This is a genomic window from Luteimicrobium sp. NPDC057192 (assembly GCF_042670205.1).
Taxonomy (GTDB): Bacteria; Actinomycetota; Actinomycetes; order Actinomycetales; family Cellulomonadaceae; genus Luteimicrobium.
The window spans coordinates 1-22,783 of sequence record NZ_JBHUWD010000014.1 but is presented as its reverse complement, the minus strand read 5'-3'; the positions used below and the strand labels follow the sequence as shown (position 1 = coordinate 22,783).

Here is a 22,783-nt window from a genome sequence, read left to right as displayed (position 1 = left end):
GCCCGGTCCGCCGACGGTGACGCCCGGTCCGCCGACGGTGACGCCCGGTCCGCCGACGGTGACGCCGCGTTCGCCGACGGCGACGTCCCGTCCGCCGATGGCGACGGAGGCGCCGAGCGCGAGGTCGTGCCGGCTGAGGGGTCCACGGCCTCGCGGTGGGCAAGGGCAGGGGATGCCGAGAGGCCGAAATCTGTTGGCTCGCGGGGGCACCGGCCAGCAGATTTCGGCCTCTCGGCGGGGTACATGGTCAGGCGACCAGGCCGGATCATCGTGACCAGCTCCTGAACGTCACCCTCGGCGAACGCGGCGTCACCGTCGGCGAACGCGGCGTCACCGTCGGCGAATGGGACGTCACCGTCGGCGGACGGGACGTTACCGTCGGCGGAGGGCGTGCCCCGCCGTCAGTAGTTGTAGCCGGAGTCGTTGCTCGGCGACGGCGACGAGCCGCCCGACCCGGCGATGCTGGTGACCGCCGAGCCCGACGGGGCGACGACCCACCACAGCGCGCCGAACCCGTCGACACCCTGGCCCGTCGTGTCGCCCGCGCTCCTGTCCTGCACGAAGTAGTACAGCGCGTGGCCGTCGTAGGCGACCTGCTTGCTCCCGTCGTCCCGCGTGATCGTCGTGAGCTTCGCCGCGTCGACGCCGCTGCCCGCCTTCGGAGCGCCCTGCGCGGTCAGCGGAGGCCACGCCGACGCGCACGAACCGTCGCACGTCGACTTCCCGGACGGGTCCTTGACGAACAGGTAGAGCGTGTTGCCCTTGCTGTCCGTCAGGTACGTGCCGAGCGCACCCTGGTGCGCGTCGACCTCGACGGCGCTCCCCGCCGCCATCGCCCCCGCGCCGGTCGACGTCGTGCCGCCCCCGCTTCCCGCCGTGCTGCCGCCCGAACCTCCGCCGGAGCTGCACGCCGCGAGCGCCAGCGCGCCCGCGATCGCCACCCCGACCACACCCGACCGCACGACCGTGCGCCGCGTCGTGGGACCTGCGGTCCGCCCCGGGACCTGTGCCGTTCGCCGTGCCATGTCGCCCTCCGGCCGGGCGCCGTCCGGCACCCGCCCGTCCGGCGGGGGCGTCGTGCGCTCCTACCGGGGACACGAGACGCGGGGCGTGGCGGTTCACCGAGCGGCACTCGACGTGTGACTTCCCGGGCGCGGACCGGCGAGCGCTAGGGTCGCGGCGTGCGGTTCGTCGCGGTGACCCAGCGGTACGACGACGTGGACGTGCTCGTCGGCGTCGACCTCGAGCTCGACGGTTACGTCGTGGTGCGCGGGCCGAACGGCTCCGGGAAGTCGACGCTGCTGCGGATCGCGGCAGGCGCCGCCCGGCCGACCGCCGGTCGCGTCGAGGGCAGGCCGCGGCACGTCGGCTACGTGCCGGAGCGCTTCTCGCCGCCCGCCGGGATGCGGGCCGACGCGTACCTGCGCCGCACGGGCCGGCTCCTCGGGCTCGACGCCTCCACGTCCGCCGCGCGCGCCGACGCGCTCCTGCACCGGTTCGACCTGCGTCCCGGCCCGGACGCGCGCCTCGGCACGCTGAGCAAGGGCAACCGGCTCAAGGTCGGGCTCGCGCACGCGTTCCTCGCGCCCGTCGGCCTCGTGGTCCTCGACGAGCCACGCGACGGCCTCGACGACGCGGCAGCCGCGGTGCTCGGCGACCTCGTGGACGAGGCGCTCGACCGCGGTGCGACCGTCCTCCGGGCAGCGCACGACGACGTCGCTCCCCGCGCGACGCTCCTGCGGGTGGGCGGAGGGGCGGTGACAGTAGAGCGCGCCACGTCGGGGGCGGCGGCCTCGGGCGCCCCGCCCGGTCGCGGCAGCGACAACGAGGACGAGGACGAGGACGCCCACGTGACCGCCCGGGTCCGCGAGCCCGACGGCACCGAGCGGACGCTCGCGCTCTCCGGCGCCGAGCGCGACGCGGCCCTGCTCGACGTCCTGCGCCAGGGTGGTTCCGTCCTCGAGGTCCGGCCCGAGCCGGGCGACACGGCCCGTCACGAGGCGAGGACCGAGACCGAGACCGAGACCGAGACCGAGACCGAGACCGAGAGCGAGGAGCGTCGCGCATGAGCGCCCTCGTCGCCTACACCGTCGCGCGCTGCGGACGGGCGCAGGTGTGGGTCGCGCCGTGGCTCACCTTCGTCGTCGCGATCGCTCTGCTCGACGCGCCGTCGGGCCGCGCCGCCGACGCCCTGGCCCTCAGCACCGTGGCGCTCCTGTTCGTCGCCGCGTGGCTCGTGATCGCGACGCTCGGCTCCCAGGCGCCCGAGCAGTCCGGCGTCCTCGCCGCGGCCGTCGGTGGCGCACGGCGCGAGCGGCTGGGTGCGCAGCTCGCGGCCGCGGTAGGGAGCGCCGTCGTCGTACCCGTCTCGTTCCTCGTGGCGTGGGCCGAGTCCCGCGACCCCGTGCACCCCGCGTCGCTCGCGCACGGCCTGTCCGGCACGCTCGTCGTCACCGCGCTGCTCGCTCACGTCGTCGCGGTGGTGTGCGGGACCGTCGTCGGGGCGGCGCTCGCCCGGCCGCTCGTGACGAGCCGCGTGGTGACGTTGCTCGTCGTGCTGCTGGTCGGGGTGCTGCTCGTCGTCGTGCCGTGGGCGCCCGTGTCGGTGGCCGTCGGCCGGACGGCCCACCCGACCGCGGCCGGCACTGCTGTCATGGCGCTGGCCGTCGCCGTCGTCGCGGTGGTGGGCGTCGCCGTCGCCTGGTGGACGGCGGGCCTCGCCGCGCGACGGGGCTGACGAGCCGGGCCGGGGGCGCGGCTCCCGGTGGCAGGATGTGCGCGTGCCCGGTACCGCAGCCGGGGCCGGCGAGGGTCGACGCACGTCACCCCGGCCCCTCACCCTCGCCGTCGTCGTCGTGGTGCTGCTGGCGCTCGGCGCCGGCGTGGCCTGGCAGGTGGGCGGCTTCCTCGGGCTGAGCCACGCGCCGGCCGACGTCCCCGCGGAGCGCACGACGGCGCTGCCCGCCCGCGCCGACGACGCGGCCCCGGCGCTCCGGCTCGTCACCGCCCCGGACGCGCGACCCGTCCGCCTCGCCGCGCAGGCCGTCGCCGACGCGTACGCGGGGCGAGGCCTCGATCGCCCCGCGGTCGCCGCCGACGACGGGACCCGTGGCCCGGCGGGTGGGGTCCTCACCGTGCGGGTGGCGCCGTCGTCGGGCATCACCGGGGAGCGGTTCCGCCTGTCGACCGCCGGAACCGGCCTCACGCTCGACGCCGCCACGACCGCGGGCGCCGCCGCGGGTCTCTACACGGTCGCCGACCGGGTCCGGTCCGCGAGCGCCGTCGTCCCGGGCGACGAGGACGGCGTCGTGCAGGGTCCGCGGCTCGGGCTGCGCCTGACGGACGTGGGCGCCGTCGGGCTCGACGACGACGCGGCGCGGTTCGCCGCGGGCGACGACTACTCGCTCAACTCCGACGTCGTCGGGTCGGCGCTGCTGCCGCACGCCCCGTGGGTCGACCCGGACGCCGTCGCGGCGATCTCCGCGCAGTTCCGCGCGCTCGTCGACCACGCGCTGCGCCAGGGTTACAACGGCGTCGTGGTGCCCGGGTTCCTGGAGTACGTGACGTTCTCCGACCTCGGCGTCTACGCCGCGGACGACCCGCACGTCGCCCGGGCGCGGGCGATGGTCGCGGCGTTCGCGCCGGTGTGGCGGTACGCGCACGACATGGGCATGAAGGTGTACCTGTCGACCGACATGCTCGCGGTCGACCCGCCGCTCGAGGCGTACCTGACGCAGCGGTTCGGCAGCCTCGGCACACCGTCGACCTTGACGTCGCCGGGCTTCTGGTCGGTGTACCAGGGCGGTCTGCGTGAGCTGTTCCGCTCGATGCCGTTCGTCGACGGGCTGATGATCCGGGTCGGCGAGGGCGGCTCGGCGTACCGGCTCGCGGGCTGGGACTACGGCTCGAAGCTCGCCGTGACGACGCCGGACGCGGTCCAGGCGATGCTGCGGGCGTTCCTCGCGACGGCAGGGGACGCCGACAAGGACGTGATCTTCCGGTCGTGGACGGTCGGGATCGGCGCCGTCGGCGACCTGCACACGAACCCGGCGTCGTACGAGCAGGTGCTCGGCGCGCTCCACGACCCGCACCTCGTCGTGTCGACCAAGTACTCGGCGGGCGACTTCTACAGCTACCTGGCGCTCAACCCGACGCTGGCCGTCGGGGACCAGCGGCGGATCGTCGAGCTGCAGGCGCGTCGGGAGTTCGAGGGCCAGGGCGCCCTGCCCGACGACCTGGGTGCGCTCGAGCAGGAGGCGCTGCGCACCTTCCTCGCGACGAACCCGCACGTGGAGGGGATCTGGGACTGGGCGCAGACCGGCGGACCGCTCTACGCCGGCCCGCGCGCCCTCTACCTCCGCGACGGGTTCTGGCAGCTGTGGGACCTCGACGCGTACCTGGCAGCGCGGCTCGCGGCCGAACCCGACGCCGACGTCGCCCGGCTGCGCGCCGACTGGGTGCGCCAGACCCTGTCCACCGACCCCGCCACGGTCGCCGCGATCTCGGACGCGCTCGCCCTGTCACGGTCCGCGATCACCGACGGTCTGTACCTCGGGCCGTACGCCGAGCAGTCCGTCAGGGCGCTCGGCCTCCAGCCGCCGCCGATGATGTGGATCTTCGAGTGGGACATCGTCTCGGGCGACTCCGCGACCTTCGACACGATCTACACGCTCACGCGGACACAGGTCGACGAAGCCGTCGACCAGGGCCACCGTGCCGTCGCCACCGTCGGCCGCATGCGCGACCTCGTCGCGGGCACCGCCGCGTCGTCGTGGACCGACCCCGAGCACCGGACCCGGCTGCTCGCCGCCCTCGACTACGAGCAGAACCTGTTCACGACGCTCGACGCCTACCGCGAGACCCAGCTCCGCCGCGTGGAGTGGCTCGACACCGGATCGACGGCGTCGCGGACCGCGTGGAAGGCCGCCGAGTCCCGGTTCCGGGCGGCGCTCGCGGCGCACGAGGCCCGCTACGGCGAGGACCTGCAGCTCCCGGCGTACAACTTCACGGCCGCCCACCTCGGGCTCGTGCGCGCCGACCGGGACGTCGCGATGGCATGGGTCGCGCGAGCGCTGCTGGTGCTCGTCGTGGGGGCGCTCGGGCTCGGGGCGTGGTCGCGGCGCCGGCCGAGGTTCCCCGGGCACCGCGCGCTGCACGCGCTCTGGACCGGCGGGACGCGACCGTGGCGCCTCGGTCCGGACGGCGGCGGGGCCGTCGTCGGCGGGTGCGACGCCCGCGCTCTGGCGACCGCGGACGACGCACCCGGGCGCGTCGACCGGGTGCTCGTGTGGGCGCTCCCCGCCGTCGTGCTGGTGCTCTCCCGCCTCGCCTACGGCTGGTTCGCGGCACCCGTCCACCTCGCCCTCACGCTCGGCGCATGGGCGCTGTTCGCGCTGACGGCGCGGGCACTCGTCGGGCGGCGCGACGGCTTCTGGCTCTGGGGCGCGGTCGGCGGGGTCGCGCTCGTCCGGTCCGCCCTGCTGCTCGCGGTCCTCGCGTGGCGTGGTCCGGGCCGCTACTGGTTCGGGTTCTGGACGGTGCCGGTCCAGCGCGCCGCCTACGTGACCGTCGCGTTCGCGCTGTTCTGCTGGCTGTTCGTCGCGACGTTCGCGGTGCTGCGCGCGCGGTACGGGCTGACCCGCAGGCGCGCGTCCGGCGCGGTCGCGGTCGCCGCGGGGCTGCCGCTGCTCGTCGGCGGCGCGCTCGTCGCGGCGGTCGGGCTCGAGCCCGTTCTGAGCGCCTGGAACGACCAGCTCGCGCTCCTCCCCTGGGGGCTGCACCGCATCCTCGGTCTCACCGAGTACCTCGGCATCCCCACGGCGCTCCCGAGGTGGGTCGCGATCGCGGGCGCCGTCGTCATCGGGATCGCAGGCCTTCTCGCGCTGAGCCGATCCGCGCGAGACACGACGGGGCGACCCGCGGGCAGGGCTCGCGCAGCTCGAGAGCCGGCGGCTCGCTGACTTCCCGGCGTTCGGGGAACCCGTGCACTCCGCTGCCGGCGGAGCGCGACGCTCTCCCGATCGACGGGTCGGCTGCTGTCGGAGGACGTCAGCACCACGGTGACTCGGGAGGCGCTCGAGCATCTCGACGCGCTCGTCGCCCGCAGTCCGGGTGCCCTCGGCTCTCTCATGGCAGGAGCCGCCGAAAGCTGGTCGGCGATCCAGTCTCCGTGCCCGAGAGCATCGCGCTGTTGGACCAGGACCTGCTCGACGCGGTGCACGCCTACCGCCAGGAGACGCGCTCACCCCACGGTGACGCGGCTCGCACCTCGTGCCGCAACCAGCTGTCTGACGCCGTCGTCGAACGCGACACGCGGACGCCAGCCCGTCTCCGCCCGCAGCCGCTCCGACGACGCGGTCACGTGCCGGACGTCGCCGAGCCGGTACTCGCCGGAGACGACCGGCTCGGGGCCGCGGGTGGCGCGCGCGAGCGCCGACGCCAGGTCTCCGACCGTGCGCACCTCTCCGCTGCCGACGTTGAACGCCCGCGCGACGCCGGCCCGCTCACCCGGACCGCCACCCGCCGACCAGGCCACGGCCGCGAGGTTGGCGGCGGCGACGTCGTCGACGTGCACGAAGTCCCTGCGCTGGCCGCCGTCCTCGAAGACGCGCGGCGCGCGTCCGCGCTCGAGCGCGTCCAGGAACAGCGCGGCGACCCCCGCGTACGGGGTCCCGGCCGGCAGACCCGGGCCGTAGACGTTGTGGTAGCGCAGCAGGGCCGCCGTCCCGCCCGTGGCGCGCGCCCACGACGACGCGAGGTGCTCCTGGAAGAGCTTCGTCGCCGCGTACACGTTGCGGGGCTCGAGGGCGGCGTCCTCCGTCACGAGCACCGGGACGAGGGGGCGTCCGTCGGCGCCGAGGGGGTCGAACACCCCGCGCTCGAGGTCCTCGACCCGGCGCGGCGGCGGCTGGCGGGGCGGCCCGTCCGGCCGGCTCGCGTCGAGGTAGCGCCCCTCGCCGTAGACCACCATCGACGACGCGAGCACGAGCCGGCGCGCTCCCGCGCGCGCCGCCGCGGCGAGGACGCACGCCGTGCCGGTGCCGTTGCTCGCGGCGTAGTCGGGCGCGTCGTCGAACGAGACGCCGAGGCCGACCTTCGCGGCGAGGTGGACGACGGCGTCCGCGCCCGAAAGGGCCCGGTCCGCCGCGCCGGCGTCGCGCACGTCGGCGACCACGACCTCGACGTCGTCACGGTCCGCGAGCGCCTCGAGGTCGCGCGGGGGGCGCCCGTCGGCGTGGACGTCGCCGCGCAGCGAGTCCACGACCCGCACGCGCCATCCGGCGTCGAGCGCGGCGCGCACGGTCGGGAGCCCGACGAACCCGGCACCGCCCGTGACGACGAGCAGCCCGCTCATGCGAGGGCCCCGACCGGCGCCAGCGCGAGCACACGGCGGCTCGCCGCGCGCGGGACGAGCTCGCGCGCCTCGTAGTCGCCGGGCACCGCGGCGACGACCGCGGCGAGGAGTGCGAGGAGGCGCGGCTGGGCGGCCGCCATGCGCGCGAGCACGAGGGCGGCGTCCGCGGCGTCGGCCTCGCCCGGGAGGATCCCGGCGTCGGTGTCGGTGACGAACGAGAGGTTGACGAGCCCGAGGCCGAGCTCGGCCGCGAGGACCGTCTCCGGGTACTGGGTCATGTTGACGATGTCGGCGCCCGCTGCCCGGTACCACCGCGACTCCGCGCGCGTGGAGAACCGCGGCCCCTGCACGACGACGGTCGTCGCGGCGTCGCGCACGTCCTCGCCGGCGGCGCGCACCGCCGCGAGCGCGACGGATCGCAGCCGCGGGCAGAACGGGTCCGCGGCGGCGAGGTGCTCGACGCCCGAGGCGCCCGCGGGGTCGCCGTCGAAGTACGTGTCGGCGCGGCCCGACGTCCGGTCGATCAGCTGGTCGGGGACGACGAACGAGCCCGGCACGAGCGCCGGGTCGAGCGAGCCGACCGCCGTCGACGACACGACCGCGCGCACCCCGAGCGAGGCGAGCGCCCACAGGTTCGCGCGCGCGTTCACGCGGTGCGGAGGCAGGGCGTGGCCCTGGCCGTGGCGCGCGAGGAAGGCCACCGTGCGTCCGCCGAACGTCCCGACGCTCACCGGGCCCGACGGCGGTCCGTACGGGGTGGGCACGTCGACCTCCGTCGCGGTGCCCTCGTCGAAGAGCCGGTAGAGCCCCGAGCCGCCCACGACGGCGACGGTGGGCGGGTCGGTGAGTGGCAGGTGGGTCATGCGGGCCTCCAGGTGAGTCGGGGAAGACGGGCGGGACGGGACGCGCGGACGAGCGTCACCGCGAGCACGACGACGAGCGCCACGCCCATGGCGGGCCGGATCACCGCCATGCGCGGGTACAGCTCGCCCGCGGCGAGGGCGGCGGGGACGGCGAGCCACTCCCAGCGGTGGCTGAGCGCCACGAGCGGGACGAGCAGGAGCGCGTACCAGGCGTTCGACGGGCCGACGACGAGCAGCGTCCCGCCGACGAGCACGACCTGGGCGTGCCAGGGCGCGTCGGGGTCGGCCCGCCACCAGCACGCGACGGCGAGCGCACCGACGAGACCCACCGCCACGACGGTGGCCACCGGCCCGGGCAGGAACGCGAGCAGCGCGAACCGGTTGCCGCTGTCGTAGCCCTCCTCGTCGAGGTAGCCGGGCAGGAACCCGAGCACGCCGCTGCCCGCCCCCACGACGTAGGGCACGTAGACGAGGACGAACGTCACGACCGCGACGGCCGCCGTCCGCCAGCCGTCCCGCCGTAGGAGCGGCGGCCCTGCGATCGCGGGCACGAGCTTCGTGGCGGCGGCGAGACCGAGCAGCGCACCCGTCGTGAGCGCACGCCGCACCCCGGCGGGCCGCGTCGACGCGAGCGTCGCGGCCAGCACGAGCGCGGCGCCGAGCACGTCGACGTGCGAGTTCGTCACGGCCTCCGACGCCACGAACGGGCACCACCCCCACACGGCGGCCCAGCGCACGCCGAGGTCCCTGCGGCGCAGGGCGACGAGCAGGCCGCCCGTCACGGCGAGGCTCACCGCGAGCCCGCCCACCTGCAGGGGCCAGTACGCCGCCGACGACGGCACGGGCGTACGCACGGCCGCGAACCAGGCCTCCGCGACGGGCGGGTAGATGGTCGGGACGTGGGGCCGGTTGATGGCGGTGCACAGCGGCTCGCCGGAGGGGACGCTCGTCGTCGGGTCGACGCGTTCCGCCGGGCAGACCGCCACGCCGCCGGCGTCCGTGCCGGCAGGCGCCGGGAAGAGCCAGTCCGTGCGCAGCGGCTCGAGGGCGTCCGCGGTCGGCACGTGCGCGTAGGGCGAGGTGCCGGCGTCCTGGACGATGCCGTCCCAGGCGTAGCGCGCGGAGTCGGTGCTGAGGTTCGGCGGGCCCGTGAGCGCGGCCAGCCCGACGGCGACCGAGCCCGCGAGCACGAACGGCACCACGACCCGCTCGGGGACCCGCCGCAGCGCGAGCACGGCGACGGCGAAGGCCACCCAGCCCGCGCCGATCGCGACCAGGGCCCGCGGCCGGTCGGCGTGCGCGAAGCCGTGGACGTGCGTGCCCACGGCCACGACCGCCACCAGGAGGATGACGGCACCGCCCGCGAGGACGGTCGGGAGGAGGGCTCGGGTGCTGCGCACCGTCCGATCGTCCCGCCTCGACCGGGCCGGACCGGCGGAAACCGGCCCCTCGTTCGTGGACCGTAAGATCTCCGGACCCGCCGCGCGCGGCCGTCGCAGCACGATGAGGAGCATGAGGCTCGAGCGGCTCCGGACCGCGGCGGACGCCCGCGGCCGCACCGCGGCCGGCCGGGCCGCGGCGCTGCTGCGGCACCCGGCGCGCTCGCCGCGCACCACGGTGGTGATCGGGCGGCTGCTCGGCGCCGCGTTCCTCGTCTGCTTCGCCACGGGCCTCTACAGCCACTTCCTCCAGGACCCGCAGCCGTGGATGCGGTTCCCGACCTGGCCGCCGAACCTCTACCAGCTCACCCAGGGCGTGCACGTCGCGGCCGGGATCGCGAGCATCCCGCTCCTGCTGGCCAAGCTCTGGAGCGTCTATCCGCGCCTGCTCCAGTGGCCGCCCGTCCGCAGCGCGCTGCACGCCGTCGAGCGGGTCCTCGTCGGGGTGCTCGTCGCCGCCGCGCTCGTCGAGGTGGCCACGGGCCTGCTCAACACCTACCAGTGGTACCCGTTCCGGTTCCCGTTCCGAGGCACGCACCTCGCGCTCGCGTGGGTCGTCGTCGGCGCGCTCGCGATCCACGTCGCCGCCCAGCTCCCGACGATCGTCCGGCACTGGCGGCGCGAGCACGCCGTCGCCGACGGTCGCGTGCCCGACGACGCAGCGACCGGGGCGGCGGCGTCGCGGCGCGGCTTCCTCGTGGCGGTCGGGTCGAGCGTCGCAGCGGTCGTGGTGCTCACCGCCGGCCAGTCGTTCGGCGTGCTGCGGCGGACCAACCTGTTCGCCCCGCGCGTCCAGGACCTCGGGCCGCAGGGCCTGCCCGTCAACAAGACTGCGGCCGCCGCGCGCGTCCGCGACACCGCGACGGACCCGGCGTGGACCCTCACCGTCGCGCACGGCAGACGGTCCGTCGCCCTCACGCGCGCCGAGCTCGAGGCGCTCCCCCAGACCGAGGTCGAGCTGCCCATCGCCTGCGTCGAGGGATGGACCACGTTCGCGCACTGGCGCGGCGTGCGGGTCGCGGAGCTCCTCGACCTCGTCGGCGCTCCCCCCGGCGCCGCCGCCCGCGTCACCAGCCTCGAGCCGACCGGCCCCTACCGGACGAGCGACCTCGAGCCCGCGTTCGCGCACCACCCGCGCACCCTCGTCGCGCTCGAGCTCGCGGGCGAGCCGCTCGACCTCGACCACGGCTTCCCCGCGCGCCTCGTCGCGCCCGCACGCCCCGGCGTCCTGCAGACCAAGTGGCTCACCCGGATCGAGACGACGTGAGCGCGACACCGCCCCCCGTCACCGACCGCTCCGGCCCGGACGGCCGAGCCGTCCGCGTCGCCCGCGTGGTCCTCGTCGTCGCGGGGGTCGCCGGGCTCACCGTGGGCGGCTGGAAGCTCACCGCCCTCCACGGCTACCAGCTGCGAGCGCTCGGGGTCTGGCTGGTCTCGGCGCTCGTCCTGCACGACGGCGTCCTCGTCCCCGCCGTCACCCTCGCCCTGGTCGTGGGCAGCCTCGTGCTCGGGCGCCTGGCGGGCCGGGGCGTCCGCGGGCACCGGTGGCGGGCGCCGCGCGGCGCGGGGACCCTCGTCGCGACCTGCCTGGCCGTCGGCGGCGTGCTGACGCTCGTCGTCCTGCCCGAGCTCCACGCGCAGTCCCTCGGCCCCGCGAACCCGACGGTCGTGCCGGGCGACTACGGGCGGCACCTCGTCCTCACCTGGGTCGTGCTCGCCGTGGTCGCCGTGGCCGGGACGCTCACGCTCGGCCTCCGCGACCGGGCTCGGCGGAGGAAGCCCCCTCCCGGCGTCTCCCGCGCACGACCATGACGACGAGTCCCAGCACGAGCCATCCGGCGGCGACCTCGAGCGCGAGATGGCTGGCGAGGACCAGCACGGCGACGACGATCGCCGCGCCCACGGCGGGGACGACGGTGTGGAGCACACGCCGCTCCGTGCGGCGCCCCACCACGTAGTACCCGACGACGGCCGCGTGCAGGAACACGAAGGCCGTCAGCGCCCCGACCGTGACCATCGACGAGAGCAGGTCCAGGCCGTCGGGCTTGAGGGCCGCCGCGACGGCGATGACGAGCGTCGCGACCGCCGACACGAGGATCGCCAGGCGGGGGACGCCGGTGCGACGGCTCACCGAGCCGAGCCGGGCCGGCAGCTGACCGTCGCGCGCCATCCCGTACATGAGGCGGCTCACCGCGGCCTGCGCCACCAGCGCCGACAGCACCGGTCCGATCGCTCGCACCGTGGTGACGGTCGTGCCGAACCACGACCCGATCGAGTCGCCCAGCATCGTGTAGAAGACGGTGCCCTGCTCGTCCGGGTGCGCGGCGAGCTCCGCGGGCGTCGTCGTCGTGAGCAGCGCACCCAGGTAGGTCTGGAGGACGAACAGGAACCCGGCGAGGCCGAGGCAGAAGACGAGCGCCTGGCCGACGCGTCGCGGGGAGCCCGTGGTCTCCTCCGCGAAGGTCGCGATCGCGTCGAAGCCGAGGAACGCGAGCGCCGCCACGGAGACCGCGCCGAGCACCCCCGTCAGCGTGAACCCGTCGAGGCCGGTCAGCGGGGACAGCCACGGCCGGGCCGGGCCGTCCTGCACCAGCACGACGACGGCGCCCACGCAGAACGCGGCCAGGACGAGGAGCTCCACCGCGAGCGAGACGAGGCCGACGGTGGCCGCGAGCCTGACGCCACCGAGGTTCAGGGCCGTGATGACGAGAACCGCCGCCGTCGTGAACACCCACACGGGCACCGCCGGAACGAGGGCGTGGCTGGCGATGCCGGTGAAGAGCGCCGCGAGGCTCGGGATGAAGAGGTAGTCCAGGCCGATCATCCAGCCGGCCATGAAGCCGGGGCGGCGCCCCAGGCCGGCGGTCGCGTACGCCGAGACGGACCCCGCCCTCGGGACCGCGACGGACATGCGCGCGTAGGACCACGCGGTGAACCCCATCGCCAGGGTCGCGACGAGGAACACCAGCGCGACCGCGCCGTCGCTCCGTGCGTCCAGGACACCGAACGTGCCCATCGGCGCAGTCACGCCGATGAACAGCAGCCCGTAGATGATGAGGTGCCGCAGGGAGAGGCTCCGGTGCAGCGTCCCTTCGGGCGCTCCGGGGGCGGGTACCTCGCGTGCGGTGCGTGGCTCGGTGGACGCGGCTCTCAGCTCCTCGGTCGTGCACGGTGGACGTCCGGGACGCCCCGACACCGTCGAGCCGTCCCGGTCCCATGGTCGCTCAGCGTGCCGGGACGAGCCGCACGAACGTCCGCCCGCCGCGTACCCACCGCTCGCCCGGCGCGAGGCCGGCGGGTGCCGCGTGCCGGGCGAGCGCATCGGCCCCTACCTCGGCCCACGCGAACGGCAGGCTCCGGCGTCCGGCCTCATCGGTCACGACCGCCTCGAACACCCGGTCGCGGGTCGCGACCCGGTCGGTCTCGACGACGACGGCGCCCCACGGCGCGACGAGCTGCGCGCACCGCGACAGCAGCCCGGACGGGTCGCCGCCGATGCCGACGTTCCCGTCGAGCAGCAGCACCGTGCCCCAGCCGCGCGCCACCGGGACGTGCCCGAACACCGACCGGTGCAGCACCGGCAGCCCGCGGTCCCGCGCCACGGCGACCGCCGCCGCCGACACGTCGAGGCCCAGAGCAGGCATCCCCTCGGAGAGGGCCGCGCTCACCATCCGCCCAGGCCCGCAGCCGACGTCGAGCACGGGCCCGCGAGCGCGGCGCAGCACCTCGACGTCGACGGCGTCCGCCGGCCCCGCGTAGCGGCCCACGTCGAGGACGGTGTGCCCGGCCGGGACCGGGAGCCCGGCACCCGCGGGGCCACCGGCCCGTGCAAGCCGGAGCCGGCCGGCGCCCGCCGCGAGCGCGGCCTCGTAGGGGCGGTCCCCGCCGCCGCCGAAGTGACGGACGTCGGACCGTGCCGTGCCGGACGTGGCGTCGAGCGCGGTCACGACACCGCCTCCGGGACGGCCTCGAGGCAGCCCAGCTCCGCGGCCGTCCGCGCGACGCGCCCACCGGGCGCCTCGCGCACGACGCCCCGCAGGTCGCGGACCGTGTCGACGTCGACGAGCTCGTCGAGCAGGTGGACCCGCAGGCCCGCGCGCTCGAGCCGCTCGCGCTGCCGCTCGCCCGTGTCGTCGCGCGACATCGGGACGCCACGGACGAGGTCCCCGCGACGCGCGGGCCGAGCGGCGGTCGAAGCGGCCCCGGAGCGCCCCGCGGCCGCGCCCAGCCCGAGCGCCCAGTAGCCGCCGTCGGCGGCGAGCCCGAGCCAGGCGTCCCGCCCGCTCCCCGTGGCCGCCAGGCGATCCAGCGCCGGGGCGACGTGCGCGGCCGTGACCTGGGGCGTGTCCATCCCCATCAGCAGGAGCGGCTCGTCGAGGTGGTCGAGCAGCGCGCCGAGCCGCACGTCGAGGGTTCCCGTCGGCTGCCCGAGAACCTCCCAGCCCACGGCCTCGTCGGGCAACGCCGGGCCGGGGCGTCGTGACCCCGGCGGCCCGACGTCGTCGGGCCGGCCGAGGTAGAGGACGTGGCGAGCCGCCGGCGCGTCCGCGAGCGCCGCGAGGGTGTCGGCGAGGCACGCCGCGGCCACCGCCGCCGCGCCGGTCGGGCTGAGGGGCGGGCAGAGCCGCGTCTTGACGTGCCCGGGCACGCACTCCTTCGCCACCACCACGAGCGCCGTCACGAGGCGGCCCCGTCCGCGTGACCCGGTGCGGGAGCCGGTGCCGCGAGGAGCCGCGACATGTCGCGGACCGCGGTGACGGTACCGCGCACGGTGCCCGTGACCTTCGACCGCCCGACACGCGGCTGGTAGCGCACGTCCACCTCCTCGATGCGCCAGCCCGCGCGCGCGGCCCGGAGGAAGACCTCGAGCGGGTAGCCGCTGCGGCGGTCCGCGAGCCCCAGCGCCAGCAGGGCGTCGCGGCGCGCGGCGCGCATCGGGCCCAGGTCGTGCACGCGTCGTCCCGTCCGGCGGCGCAGCTCGGCCGCGAGCACCGCGTTCGCGATCCGCGCGTGCGGTGGCCAGGAGCCCGGGGTCGGACGCCGTCGCCCGAGCACCAGGTCGGCCTCGCCCGCGAGGACGGGGCCGGTGACGCGGGGCAGGTCGGCCGGGTCGAACGAGCCGTCGGCGTCGCAGAAGGCCACGACGTCGGCCGTCGCCGTGAGCAGCCCCGCGTGCGCCGCGGCCCCGTAGCCGCGTCTGGCCTCGTGCACGACGACGGCTCCGTGCGCCCGCGCGACGTCCGCGGAGCCGTCGGTCGAGCCGTTGTCGACGACGACCGCCCGGTAGCCCGGCGGCATGCGGGCGAGGAGCCTGGGCAGGGCCGCCGCCTCGTCGAGGCACGGCAGCACGACGTCGACGGCGACACCGGGCGCGGCGGGGCCGGCGGACTCGACCGGCGCGGGTTCGTTCACCTTCCCGACGCTACGGACGCGGCCAGCCCACGCCGGGGCGGAAAGTCTTACGAACCGCGGACGGTCGCGCGCCGGGACCGCCGTCCGCGCCCTGGCCGCCGCGCCCGTGCCTACCCTGGAACGGTGACCCCCGTTCCCGTCGACGCGCACGACGACCTGCTGACGGATCGTCGCGTGCTCGTCGTCGAGGACGACCCGACGGTCCGGGAGGTCGCGTGCTCGTACCTCGTCTCCGCGGGGTTCCTCGTCGACGAGGCTGCCGACGGGGTGAGCGCGCTCCGGGCCGCCGCCCGCGCCCGCCCCGACCTGGTCGTCCTCGACCGGATGCTCCCCGGCCTCGACGGGGTCGAGGTGTGCCGGCGGCTGCGCGCGGACCACGGGACCGCCGTCGTCATGCTCACGGCCCTCGGCTCGACGGAGGACCGGATCACCGGGCTCGAGGCCGGGGCGGACGACTACCTCGCCAAGCCCTTCTCCCCGCGTGAGCTCGTCCTGCGGGTGCGTTCCGTGCTGCGCCGCAGCGTCGGCGAGCTCACCCCCGAGTCCGCGTTCGACCTCGGCCCGTTCCGCCTCGACCCGGCGCGGCGGGTCATCACCAAGCGCGGCAGCGAGCTCGCGCTGTCGGTGCGCGAGCACGACCTGCTCGCGTTCTTCCTCAAGCACCCCGACCAGGCGTTCAGCCGCGACCAGCTCCTCCGCTCCGTGTGGCGGTGGGACTTCGGCGACCTGTCGACGGTGACCGTCCACGTCCGGCGGCTGCGCGAGAAGATCGAGGACGACCCCACCCGGCCCACCTGGCTCACGACCGTGTGGGGCGTGGGCTACCGGTTCGGTGTGACGTGACCCGGACCCGCTCGACGGACCCACCCGGAGGCCGACCATGATCCCCCTTCCCGACCTCGCCGTGATCGTCGGCGTCGCGCTCGCCTGCGCGTGCGCCGTCGGGCTGGTCGGGCTCGGCGTGCTCCGGCTGGCGCGGCGCGCGAGCCTCACCGCGCAGCTGTGCGTCGTCGTGCTCGCGGCTGTGCTGTCCGTGCTCGCGGGCATGGTCGCGGTCGCGCGCGCCATGTACCTGTCGGGCCACGACCTCGTCGTCGCCATGTGGGTCGCGGGCGTGTCCGGGGTGGTCGCGGTGGCCGTCGCGCTCGTCCTGGGGCGCGGCCTGGTGAGCGACGTGCGACGCGCCCGGTCCCTCGCCCGCGCCGTCGGCGAGGGGCGGACGGTGCGGCCCTCGACCGCCGGCAGCGCCGAGCTCGCCGCGCTGTCCGCCGAGCTCGCGGCGACGAGCGAACGGCTCGCCGACGCGCGGGCCGAGGCCGAGCGCGTCGAGCGCTCGCGCCGCGACCTCGTCGCCTGGATCTCGCACGACCTGCGCACCCCGCTCGCGGGCCTGCGTGCCATGGCCGAGGCGCTCGAGGACGGCCTGGTCGACGACCCCGCCCGCTACCACCGCCAGATCCAGGCGCAGGCCGATCGCCTGTCCGGGATGGTCGACGACCTGTTCGAGCTGTCGCGCGTCCACTCGGGCACGCTCGCGCTCTGCCTCGAGCCCGTGGCGCTCTACGACCTCGTGAGCGACGCCGTCGCCGAGCTCACGCCGCTCGCCCGGGCGCGGTCGGTCACCCTGCGGCAGACGGGCCCCACCGACCTCACCGTCGTCGGCGACGCGCGCGAGCTGGCCCGTGCCGTCGGGAACCTCCTCATCAACGCGCTCCAGCACTCGCCGGCCGGCTCCGAGGTCGTGGTCTCGACGACCGCGGAGACGGCGGACCAGGTCGCCGTGTCCGTCGTCGATGCGGGCGGCGGTATCCCCGAGGCGGACCTCACGCGGATCTTCGAGGCAGGCTGGCGCGGTTCGTCCGCGCGCACGCCCGAGTCCGTCGACGACGCCGCCGACCACGTGCGGGCGACGGGCGCGGGCCTCGGCCTCGCGATCGCGCGGGGCATCGCCGAGGCGCACGACGGCGGCGTCCGGGTGCGGAACGTCCCGGGCGGTTGCCGGTTCGACGTGCTGCTCCCCCGCCTCGCCACCACCATGGTCGGGTGACCACCTCGCCCGACCCGCAGCTCGTGCTCGTCCGCCACGGCGAGACGGCGTGGTCGCTGAGCGGCCAGCACACGGGCACGTCCGACATCCCGCTGACGCCGCACGGCGAGGAGCAGGCCCGGGCCGCCGGCGTCCTCCTCGCCTCCCGCGTGGCAGCGGGCCAGCACTTCCGCACGGTGCTCACGAGCCCCCGCGCGCGGGCACGCCGGACGGCGGAGCTCGCGGGGTTCGGGGACGCCGTCGTCGACGAGAACCTGGCCGAGTGGGACTACGGCCCGGTCGAGGGCCGCACGTCCGCGCAGGTCTCGGCCGAGACCGGCACGGACTGGGAGATCTTCCGCGACGGCGTCCACGCCGTCGGGCCGGAGCACGCCGCCGTCCCGCACCCGACCGCCGGCGAGACGCTCGACGACGTCGCGGCCCGGACCGCGCGCGTCGTGGAGCGGGTCCTGCCCGCGCTCGAGGACGGGGCGAGCGCGCTCGTGTTCGCGCACGGGCACGTCCTCCGCGTCCTCGCGACGACGTGGCTCGGGCTCCCGGCGACGACCGGCGCCCTCCTCGAGCTGGGCACGGCGTCGGTGTCGATGCTCGGGTTCGGGCACGGGATCCGGACGCTCGAGGGCTGGAACCAGCCGTCGGGCGCGTGAGGCGGACCGGTCAGGGGCGGTCGCGCGCCATCTGCACCTGACGCGGCGGGGCGTCGAGCCCGTCGATCCGTTCCATGAGCATGGTCGCGGCGGCCGTGCCGAGCTCGCGCGGGTTGAGCGGCGCGACGAGGACCTCGGCGATGCGTGACGTGGCGAACGGCAGCTCGCCGATGACCGCGACCCCGAGCTCGGGGGTCGTGGCGTCGGCGGGCCGGGGGCCGGAGACCGGCCGTCCGTGCCGGTCCGCGAGCGCGCGCAGGACGCCGACGCCGACGAGGTTGTTGGTCGCGAGCACGGCCTCGGGCGGTGCGGTCACCGCGAGGAGCTGCTCGAGCGCACGGTAGCCGCCGTCGACGCGGAAGTTCGCGTGGACGAGGAGCTCGTCGGGGGCGGCGAGGCCGGCCTCGTCGAGCGCGGCCGCCCACCCGACGGCGCGGTCGACGGCGGTGCTGGTGTCCGCGGGTCCGGTGACGCAGGCGATCCGCCGGAAGCCGCGGTCGAGGAGCCCCTGGGTCAGCGTGCGTCCCAGGTCCACGTTGTCGAACGTGACGGTGTCGACGTGCGCGCTGACCCGCCGGTCGAGGACGACGACGCCGCGCCGCCGCTCGAGGAGCCCGGCGACGGCCGGGTCGTCGCTGGCGGGGGCGATGATCACGCCGGCCATGTTCTCGTCCTCGGCGACCTGCAGGTACTGGCGCTCCTTCTCGTGCAGGTCGTCGGTGTTGCACAGGACGACGGAGTAGCCCGAGCGTTGCGCGACGTCCTCGACGCCGCGGGCGAGCGCGGTGAAGAACGGGTTCTCGATGTCCGGGAGCACGAGCGCGATCACGTCGCTGTGCCGGCGCCGCAGGGACCGCGCGGTCCGGTCCGGCGTGTAGGCGAGGGTGGTGACGGCGTGCTGGACCCGGTCGGCGAGGTCGGGGCGCACGCCGATGCCGTTGAGCACCCGCGACACCGTCGCGGTGGAGACCCCGGCGAGCTCGGCGACGTCCTTGATCCGGACCACGCCCCCAGCGTAATCGATTACGACTCGCCGACGGCGCTGTGTGTTTCCTTGACACGCCGTGGGGGCGGTCCTAGTGTCGCAAACTGTAATCGATTTCACGAGAGGCCGGTGGCCGACCCCTCGTGGGGCCTCGCAACGGAGCGAAGGAGCCGGTGATCACCACCCAGAACACTCCCGCGCCCGGTGCCGAGCAGGCACCGGCGGTCCTCGAGATGCGCGGCATCGGCAAGTCGTTCCCCGGCGTCCGCGCGCTCGACGACGTCGGGATCAGCGTCCGGAAGGGCGAGGTCGTCGCCCTGCTCGGCGAGAACGGCGCCGGCAAGTCCACCCTCATCAACATCCTGTCCGGAGTGTTCGCGTCCTACGACGGAGAGATCCTCCTCGACGGCCGGCCCGTCCCGATCCACACGCCCGCCGACGCGCAGCGGCTGGGCATCAGCACCATCCACCAGGAGCTCAACCTCGTCCCCGACATGTCCGTCGCGGACAACATCTGGCTCGGCAGGGAGCGCGCCACGGCCGGCTGGCTCGACCGTGGCGAGGCGAACGTCCGCGCCGCCGACCTGCTGCGCCGGGTCGGCCTCACCCGCGTCAGCCCTCGACGGCCCGTGCGTCAGTACCGTGTCGCCGAGCAGCAGCTCATCGAGGTCGCGAAGGCGCTCTCGCTCGACACGCGCGTCCTCATCATGGACGAACCCACGTCCGCGCTCGCCGACGCCGAGGTCCGCCGTCTCTTCGACGTCATCCGGTCGCTGACGGCCGAAGGCGTCGCCGTCGTCTACATCTCGCACCGGCTCGAGGAGCTCGAGGAGATCGCCGACCGCGTCCACGTGCTCCGCGACGGCCGATGGATCGGCGAGCGGTCGATGCAGGACGTCCGGCGCGACGAGCTCATCCGCATGATGGTCGGCCGACCGCTCGCGGAGCTCCCCGAGCGGACCGTCGCCGACCGGACCGAGGCGCGCACCCCGCGCCTCACCGTGCGGGGGCTCACCGTGCGGGCCGACAGCCTCGCCGGGCGGGTCGCGCTGCGGGGCGTCGACCTCGAGGTGCGGCCGGGCGAGGTCGTGGGGCTCGCCGGACTCATGGGCGCGGGCCGAACCGAGACCCTCGAGGCCGTGTTCGGCGCGTACGCCCGGCACGACGTCGGCGGCGAGGTCCTGCTCGACGGCTCGCCGTTCGCCCCCCGCACGCCGCACGAGGCGATCGACCACGGCGTCGCGCTGGTCGCCGAGGACCGCAAGACCCAGTCGCTCGTGCTCGGGGCCTCGGTCCGGTTCAACACGAGCCTCGCCGCGCTGCGTGCCTTCGCGCGCGGTGGCTGGCTGCGCCGCGCGCGCGAGCGGCACGACGTCGGGGCCGAGGTGCGACGCCTGGGCGTCAAGACGCCGGGTCTCGGCACCGCCGTCGGGAACCTGTCGGGCGGGAACCAGCAGAAGGTCGTGCTCGCGAAGTGGCTGCTCACCGGCCCCCGCGTGATCCTCCTCGACGAGCCCACCCGGGGCATCGACGTCGGGGCCAAGTCGGAGATCTACGAGATCGTCGGCGCGCTCGCCGCGCAGGGCGTCGCCGTCCTCGTCGCCTCGTCCGAGCTGCCCGAGCTCCTGCGCATGAGCGACCGGATCGTCGTGCTGTGCGAGGGGCGCGTCACCGCCGAGCTCGACGCCGCCGCCACGACGCAGGAGGAGATCCTCACCGCGGCGATGGCACGCCGAGCGCTCGTCAACCCCTGACCCGTCAGGGCCCCCCATCCCGAACCCGAGAGGACGCACCGTGACCGCCTCCGACCGCATGCGCCGCCTGGCCCCCATCCTCGGGTCGGCGCAGGGCTACATCGGCCTCGTCCTCATCGCCCTCATCGGGCTGTGGTCGCAGGGGTCGCGCTTCGCGGACATCGACAACCTCACCAACGCCATCGGCTACTTCGCGCCGCGCGGGATCCTCGCCGTCGGGATGACGCTCGTCATCATCACGGGCGGCATCGACCTGTCGGTGGGCGCCCTGATGGCCGTCGGGTCGACGGCGTCCGCCTGGATGCTCACCGAGCTCAACTGGCCCGTCGTGCTCATCGTCCCGGCGTCGATGCTGCTGTGCGCGATGTTCGGCTTCGTCAACGGGGCCGGCACCGCCTGGCTGAAGATCCAGTCCTTCGTCATGACGCTCGCGATGATGTCGATCGCGCGCGGCATCGTGCGCGAGTTCTCCGACAACGTGTCGATCGGCACCGTGGTCCTGGACCCGAACGGCAACGTGGCCCCGGGCTCCCAGCAGTTCCAGATGCTCGGGACCCCCGGGACGAAGCTGTTCGACGTGCCGCTCATCGGCTACTTCCCCGTGCTGGCGCTGCTCGTCGTCATCGTCGTCTTCCAGCTCCTGCTCTCCCGGACGACGTTCGGCCGGCACCTGTACGCCGTCGGCGGCAACCCGACGGCCGCCAGGCTCTCCGGCGTGAACGTCACCGGGGTGACGATCGCGGTGTTCACGCTCTCCGGCCTGCTCAGCGGCCTGGCCGGACCCATCAGCGCCGCGTACAACGCGTCGGCCGACCCGCAGGCCGGCCTGGGCTACGAGCTCGACGCGATCGCGGCCGTCGTCATCGGTGGGGCGAGCCTCGCGGGGGGCCGCGGCTCCGTCGTCGGGACGGCCGTCGGCGCGCTCATCCTGACCCTGCTCGACAACGTCCTGGGGCTCAACAACTTCAGCGCCAACTGGCAGATGATCATCAAGGGCATCATCGTCATCGCCGCCGTGGTGATCCAGCGGCCCGACCTGCTGACGTCGACCGTCGAGCGCCTGCGCCGACGCCGCGAGCCGGACGACGCCGCCCCGCCCCCCACCCCTCCCGCCGGGCCCGCCGGCACGCCCGGCCCGGCCGCGCCCGCGGCCGCCGACCACACCCCTGACGACACCCGCGAAGTCACGACAAAGGAGTTCTGATGAAGCACCACACGCTCGTCGGCCTCACGGCGGCCTCCGTCGCCGGGCTGATCACCCTTGCCGCGTGCAGCACCAACAACGACTCGGGCGGCTCCGGCGACAGCCCGAGCGCCGCGGCGGGCGGCTCGACGCCCGCCGCCACCGGCCTGGTCGCGAAGAAGGACGTCTACACGATCGGCTACAGCCAGTCGAACAACGCCGAGCCGTACCGCGCCCAGCTCAACAAGCAGCTCGAGTACTACGTCTCGCAGCACCCCAACCTCAAGCTGCTGCCCATCGCGGACGCCCAGCAGGACTCCTCGCGCCAGGTCAGCCAGGTGCAGCAGTTCATCCAGCAGGGCGTCGACGTCCTGATCGTGTCCCCCAACGAGTCCGACCCGCTCACTCCCCCGGTCGAGCAGGCGTGCGCCAAGCACATCCCGGTGATCGTCCTCGACCGCACCGTCAACACCGACTGCATCACGGCGTTCATCGGCGGCGACAACGTCGCGATCGGCAAGGAGGCCGGCGAGCTCGCGGTCAAGGAGCTCCCGGACGGCGGGAACGTCGTCGAGCTGCGGGGGATCATGTCGAACCAGCCGCAGATCGACCGCGACAAGGGCTTCCGGGACGCCATCAAGTCGAACCCGAAGATCAAGATCGTCAAGGACCAGGACGCCAAGTGGCTCAAGGAGGAGGCCACCAAGGACATGCAGCAGTGGCTGCAGTCCGGCACGAAGATCGACCTGGTCTACGCACAGAACGACCCGATGGCGCTGGGCGCCTACCTCGCCGCGGCGGGCGCGGGGAAGGCGAAGGACATCACGTTCATCGGCACCGACGGTCTAGCCATCCCCGACGGCGGGATCCGCGCGGTCCAGCAGGGCCAGCTCGCCGGTACCTTTATCTACCCGACGGGCGCCAAGGAGGCGGTCGACACGGTCCTCGCCATGGTCGACGGCAAGCCGTTCGAGGCCAAGCAGGTCCTGCAGACCACGGCGGTCACGCCCGAGAACGCCGCCGAGCTCTACAAGCAGTACGACTTCAGCGCCAAGCAGTGAGCGCACGGGAGGGGGCGGCCGCCGGTGGGTCCGGCGGC

At 75.3% G+C, this 22,783-nt stretch carries 20 protein-coding genes; 11 read left to right on the top strand and 9 right to left on the bottom strand.

All coding sequences use genetic code 11. From position 1 onward, the window contains the following. Positions 1–401: 401 nt before the first annotated feature. Positions 402–1,025 carry a hypothetical protein gene (locus tag ACFT5B_RS08565; protein WP_386797573.1) on the bottom strand — a complete coding sequence of 208 codons (624 nt, stop codon included), beginning with the start codon at positions 1,023–1,025 and terminating at the stop codon, positions 402–404. Between the two features lie 156 nt (positions 1,026–1,181). Between ACFT5B_RS08565 and ACFT5B_RS08560 the strand changes: the two genes are divergently transcribed. The 3 genes from ACFT5B_RS08560 to ACFT5B_RS08550 are packed head-to-tail and all read left to right on the top strand — an operon-like array spanning position 1,182 to position 5,960. Beyond that, the gene (locus tag ACFT5B_RS08560; RefSeq protein WP_386797572.1) at positions 1,182–2,069 is read left to right on the top strand and encodes an ATP-binding cassette domain-containing protein; all 888 of its coding nucleotides are present in this window, start codon (positions 1,182–1,184) and stop codon (positions 2,067–2,069) included. After that, the gene (locus ACFT5B_RS08555; protein WP_386797571.1) at positions 2,066–2,737 is read left to right on the top strand and encodes a hypothetical protein; all 672 of its coding nucleotides are present in this window, start codon (positions 2,066–2,068) and stop codon (positions 2,735–2,737) included. Before ACFT5B_RS08560 ends, ACFT5B_RS08555 begins: the two co-directional genes overlap by 4 nt. Before the next feature lie 43 nt (positions 2,738–2,780). Further along, entirely contained in the window at positions 2,781–5,960 is a 3,180-nt protein-coding gene (locus ACFT5B_RS08550; RefSeq protein WP_386797570.1) for a hypothetical protein, read from the top strand. Positions 5,961–6,241: 281 nt separating this feature from the next. Here ACFT5B_RS08550 and ACFT5B_RS08545 read toward each other — a convergent pair whose 3' ends face one another. The 3 genes from ACFT5B_RS08545 to ACFT5B_RS08535 are packed head-to-tail and all read right to left on the bottom strand — an operon-like array spanning position 6,242 to position 9,617. Continuing rightward, positions 6,242–7,354: an NAD-dependent epimerase/dehydratase family protein gene (locus ACFT5B_RS08545; protein WP_386797569.1), complete on the bottom strand. Its 1,113-nt coding sequence runs from the start codon at positions 7,352–7,354 to the stop codon at positions 6,242–6,244. Continuing rightward, on the bottom strand, positions 7,351–8,217 hold the full coding sequence (locus ACFT5B_RS08540) for an MTAP family purine nucleoside phosphorylase (RefSeq protein ID WP_386797568.1): 867 nt from the start codon (positions 8,215–8,217) through the stop codon (positions 7,351–7,353). Before ACFT5B_RS08540 ends, ACFT5B_RS08545 begins: the two co-directional genes overlap by 4 nt. Next, on the bottom strand, positions 8,214–9,617 hold the full coding sequence (locus tag ACFT5B_RS08535) for a glycosyltransferase family 87 protein (RefSeq protein ID WP_386797567.1): 1,404 nt from the start codon (positions 9,615–9,617) through the stop codon (positions 8,214–8,216). The genes ACFT5B_RS08540 and ACFT5B_RS08535 overlap by 4 nt, the downstream gene beginning before the upstream one ends. Positions 9,618–9,729: 112 nt before the next feature. On the opposite strand from ACFT5B_RS08535, the gene ACFT5B_RS08530 reads away from it, so the two are divergent. Together ACFT5B_RS08530 and ACFT5B_RS08525 are read left to right on the top strand one after the other, a co-directional pair. Continuing rightward, a complete protein-coding gene (locus tag ACFT5B_RS08530; protein ID WP_386797566.1) occupies positions 9,730–10,923 on the top strand; it encodes a molybdopterin-dependent oxidoreductase in 1,194 nt (397 codons plus the stop codon). Beyond that, the gene (locus ACFT5B_RS08525) at positions 10,920–11,468 is read left to right on the top strand and encodes a hypothetical protein (RefSeq protein ID WP_386797565.1); all 549 of its coding nucleotides are present in this window, start codon (positions 10,920–10,922) and stop codon (positions 11,466–11,468) included. The genes ACFT5B_RS08530 and ACFT5B_RS08525 overlap by 4 nt, the downstream gene beginning before the upstream one ends. On the opposite strand, the gene ACFT5B_RS08520 is transcribed toward ACFT5B_RS08525, so the two are convergent. The 4 genes from ACFT5B_RS08520 to ACFT5B_RS08505 form a co-directional block, all read right to left on the bottom strand. After that, positions 11,398–12,708 carry an APC family permease gene (locus ACFT5B_RS08520; RefSeq protein WP_386797635.1) on the bottom strand — a complete coding sequence of 437 codons (1,311 nt, stop codon included), beginning with the start codon at positions 12,706–12,708 and terminating at the stop codon, positions 11,398–11,400. The two genes, ACFT5B_RS08525 and ACFT5B_RS08520, sit on opposite strands and share 71 nt — an antisense overlap. A gap of 172 nt (positions 12,709–12,880) precedes the next feature. After that, positions 12,881–13,603: a methyltransferase domain-containing protein gene (locus ACFT5B_RS08515; protein WP_386797564.1), complete on the bottom strand. Its 723-nt coding sequence runs from the start codon at positions 13,601–13,603 to the stop codon at positions 12,881–12,883. Continuing rightward, the gene (locus ACFT5B_RS08510) at positions 13,600–14,337 is read right to left on the bottom strand and encodes a DUF2064 domain-containing protein (RefSeq protein ID WP_386797563.1); all 738 of its coding nucleotides are present in this window, start codon (positions 14,335–14,337) and stop codon (positions 13,600–13,602) included. Before ACFT5B_RS08510 ends, ACFT5B_RS08515 begins: the two co-directional genes overlap by 4 nt. Further along, complete coding sequence (locus ACFT5B_RS08505; protein WP_386797562.1) at positions 14,334–15,068, bottom strand: glycosyltransferase family 2 protein; 735 nt, start codon at positions 15,066–15,068, stop codon at positions 14,334–14,336. The genes ACFT5B_RS08510 and ACFT5B_RS08505 overlap by 4 nt, the downstream gene beginning before the upstream one ends. Before the next feature lie 123 nt (positions 15,069–15,191). On the opposite strand from ACFT5B_RS08505, the gene ACFT5B_RS08500 reads away from it, so the two are divergent. The 3 genes from ACFT5B_RS08500 to ACFT5B_RS08490 are packed head-to-tail and all read left to right on the top strand — an operon-like array spanning position 15,192 to position 17,762. Further along, positions 15,192–15,911, top strand: a complete 720-nt coding sequence (locus ACFT5B_RS08500; RefSeq protein WP_386797561.1) for a response regulator transcription factor — start codon at positions 15,192–15,194, stop codon at positions 15,909–15,911. A 37-nt stretch (positions 15,912–15,948) separates the two neighbouring features. Beyond that, the gene (locus ACFT5B_RS08495) at positions 15,949–17,115 is read left to right on the top strand and encodes a sensor histidine kinase (protein WP_386797560.1); all 1,167 of its coding nucleotides are present in this window, start codon (positions 15,949–15,951) and stop codon (positions 17,113–17,115) included. Continuing rightward, the gene (locus tag ACFT5B_RS08490; RefSeq protein WP_386797559.1) at positions 17,112–17,762 is read left to right on the top strand and encodes a histidine phosphatase family protein; all 651 of its coding nucleotides are present in this window, start codon (positions 17,112–17,114) and stop codon (positions 17,760–17,762) included. Before ACFT5B_RS08495 ends, ACFT5B_RS08490 begins: the two co-directional genes overlap by 4 nt. A 10-nt stretch (positions 17,763–17,772) precedes the next feature. On the opposite strand, the gene ACFT5B_RS08485 is transcribed toward ACFT5B_RS08490, so the two are convergent. Continuing rightward, positions 17,773–18,768 carry a LacI family DNA-binding transcriptional regulator gene (locus ACFT5B_RS08485; protein WP_386797558.1) on the bottom strand — a complete coding sequence of 332 codons (996 nt, stop codon included), beginning with the start codon at positions 18,766–18,768 and terminating at the stop codon, positions 17,773–17,775. A gap of 152 nt (positions 18,769–18,920) precedes the next feature. Here ACFT5B_RS08485 and ACFT5B_RS08480 point away from each other — a divergent pair, with 152 nt between their 5' ends. From ACFT5B_RS08480 to ACFT5B_RS08470, 3 genes are read left to right on the top strand one after another with little or no spacing between them, the layout of a single operon-like run. Continuing rightward, a complete protein-coding gene (locus ACFT5B_RS08480; RefSeq protein ID WP_386797557.1) occupies positions 18,921–20,501 on the top strand; it encodes a sugar ABC transporter ATP-binding protein in 1,581 nt (526 codons plus the stop codon). 40 nt (positions 20,502–20,541) lie between these two features. Continuing rightward, on the top strand, positions 20,542–21,705 hold the full coding sequence (locus ACFT5B_RS08475) for an ABC transporter permease (protein ID WP_386797556.1): 1,164 nt from the start codon (positions 20,542–20,544) through the stop codon (positions 21,703–21,705). After that, entirely contained in the window at positions 21,705–22,745 is a 1,041-nt protein-coding gene (locus ACFT5B_RS08470) for a substrate-binding domain-containing protein (RefSeq protein WP_386797555.1), read from the top strand. Before ACFT5B_RS08475 ends, ACFT5B_RS08470 begins: the two co-directional genes overlap by 1 nt. Positions 22,746–22,783: the final 38 nt, after the last annotated feature.

Bases quoted from the DNA above. Each gene is read 5' to 3' on its own strand.
- ACFT5B_RS08540 (WP_386797568.1), bottom strand. From the start codon at position 8,217: ATGACCCACCTGCCACTCACCGACCCGCCCACCGTCGCCGTCGTGGGC.
- ACFT5B_RS08530 (WP_386797566.1), top strand. From the start codon at position 9,730: ATGAGGCTCGAGCGGCTCCGGACCGCGGCGGACGCCCGCGGCCGCACC.
- ACFT5B_RS08565 (WP_386797573.1), bottom strand. From the start codon at position 1,025: ATGGCACGGCGAACGGCACAGGTCCCGGGGCGGACCGCAGGTCCCACG.
- ACFT5B_RS08545 (WP_386797569.1), bottom strand. From the start codon at position 7,354: ATGAGCGGGCTGCTCGTCGTCACGGGCGGTGCCGGGTTCGTCGGGCTC.
- ACFT5B_RS08495 (WP_386797560.1), top strand. From the start codon at position 15,949: ATGATCCCCCTTCCCGACCTCGCCGTGATCGTCGGCGTCGCGCTCGCC.
- ACFT5B_RS08470 (WP_386797555.1), top strand. From the start codon at position 21,705: ATGAAGCACCACACGCTCGTCGGCCTCACGGCGGCCTCCGTCGCCGGG.
- ACFT5B_RS08555 (WP_386797571.1), top strand. From the start codon at position 2,066: ATGAGCGCCCTCGTCGCCTACACCGTCGCGCGCTGCGGACGGGCGCAG.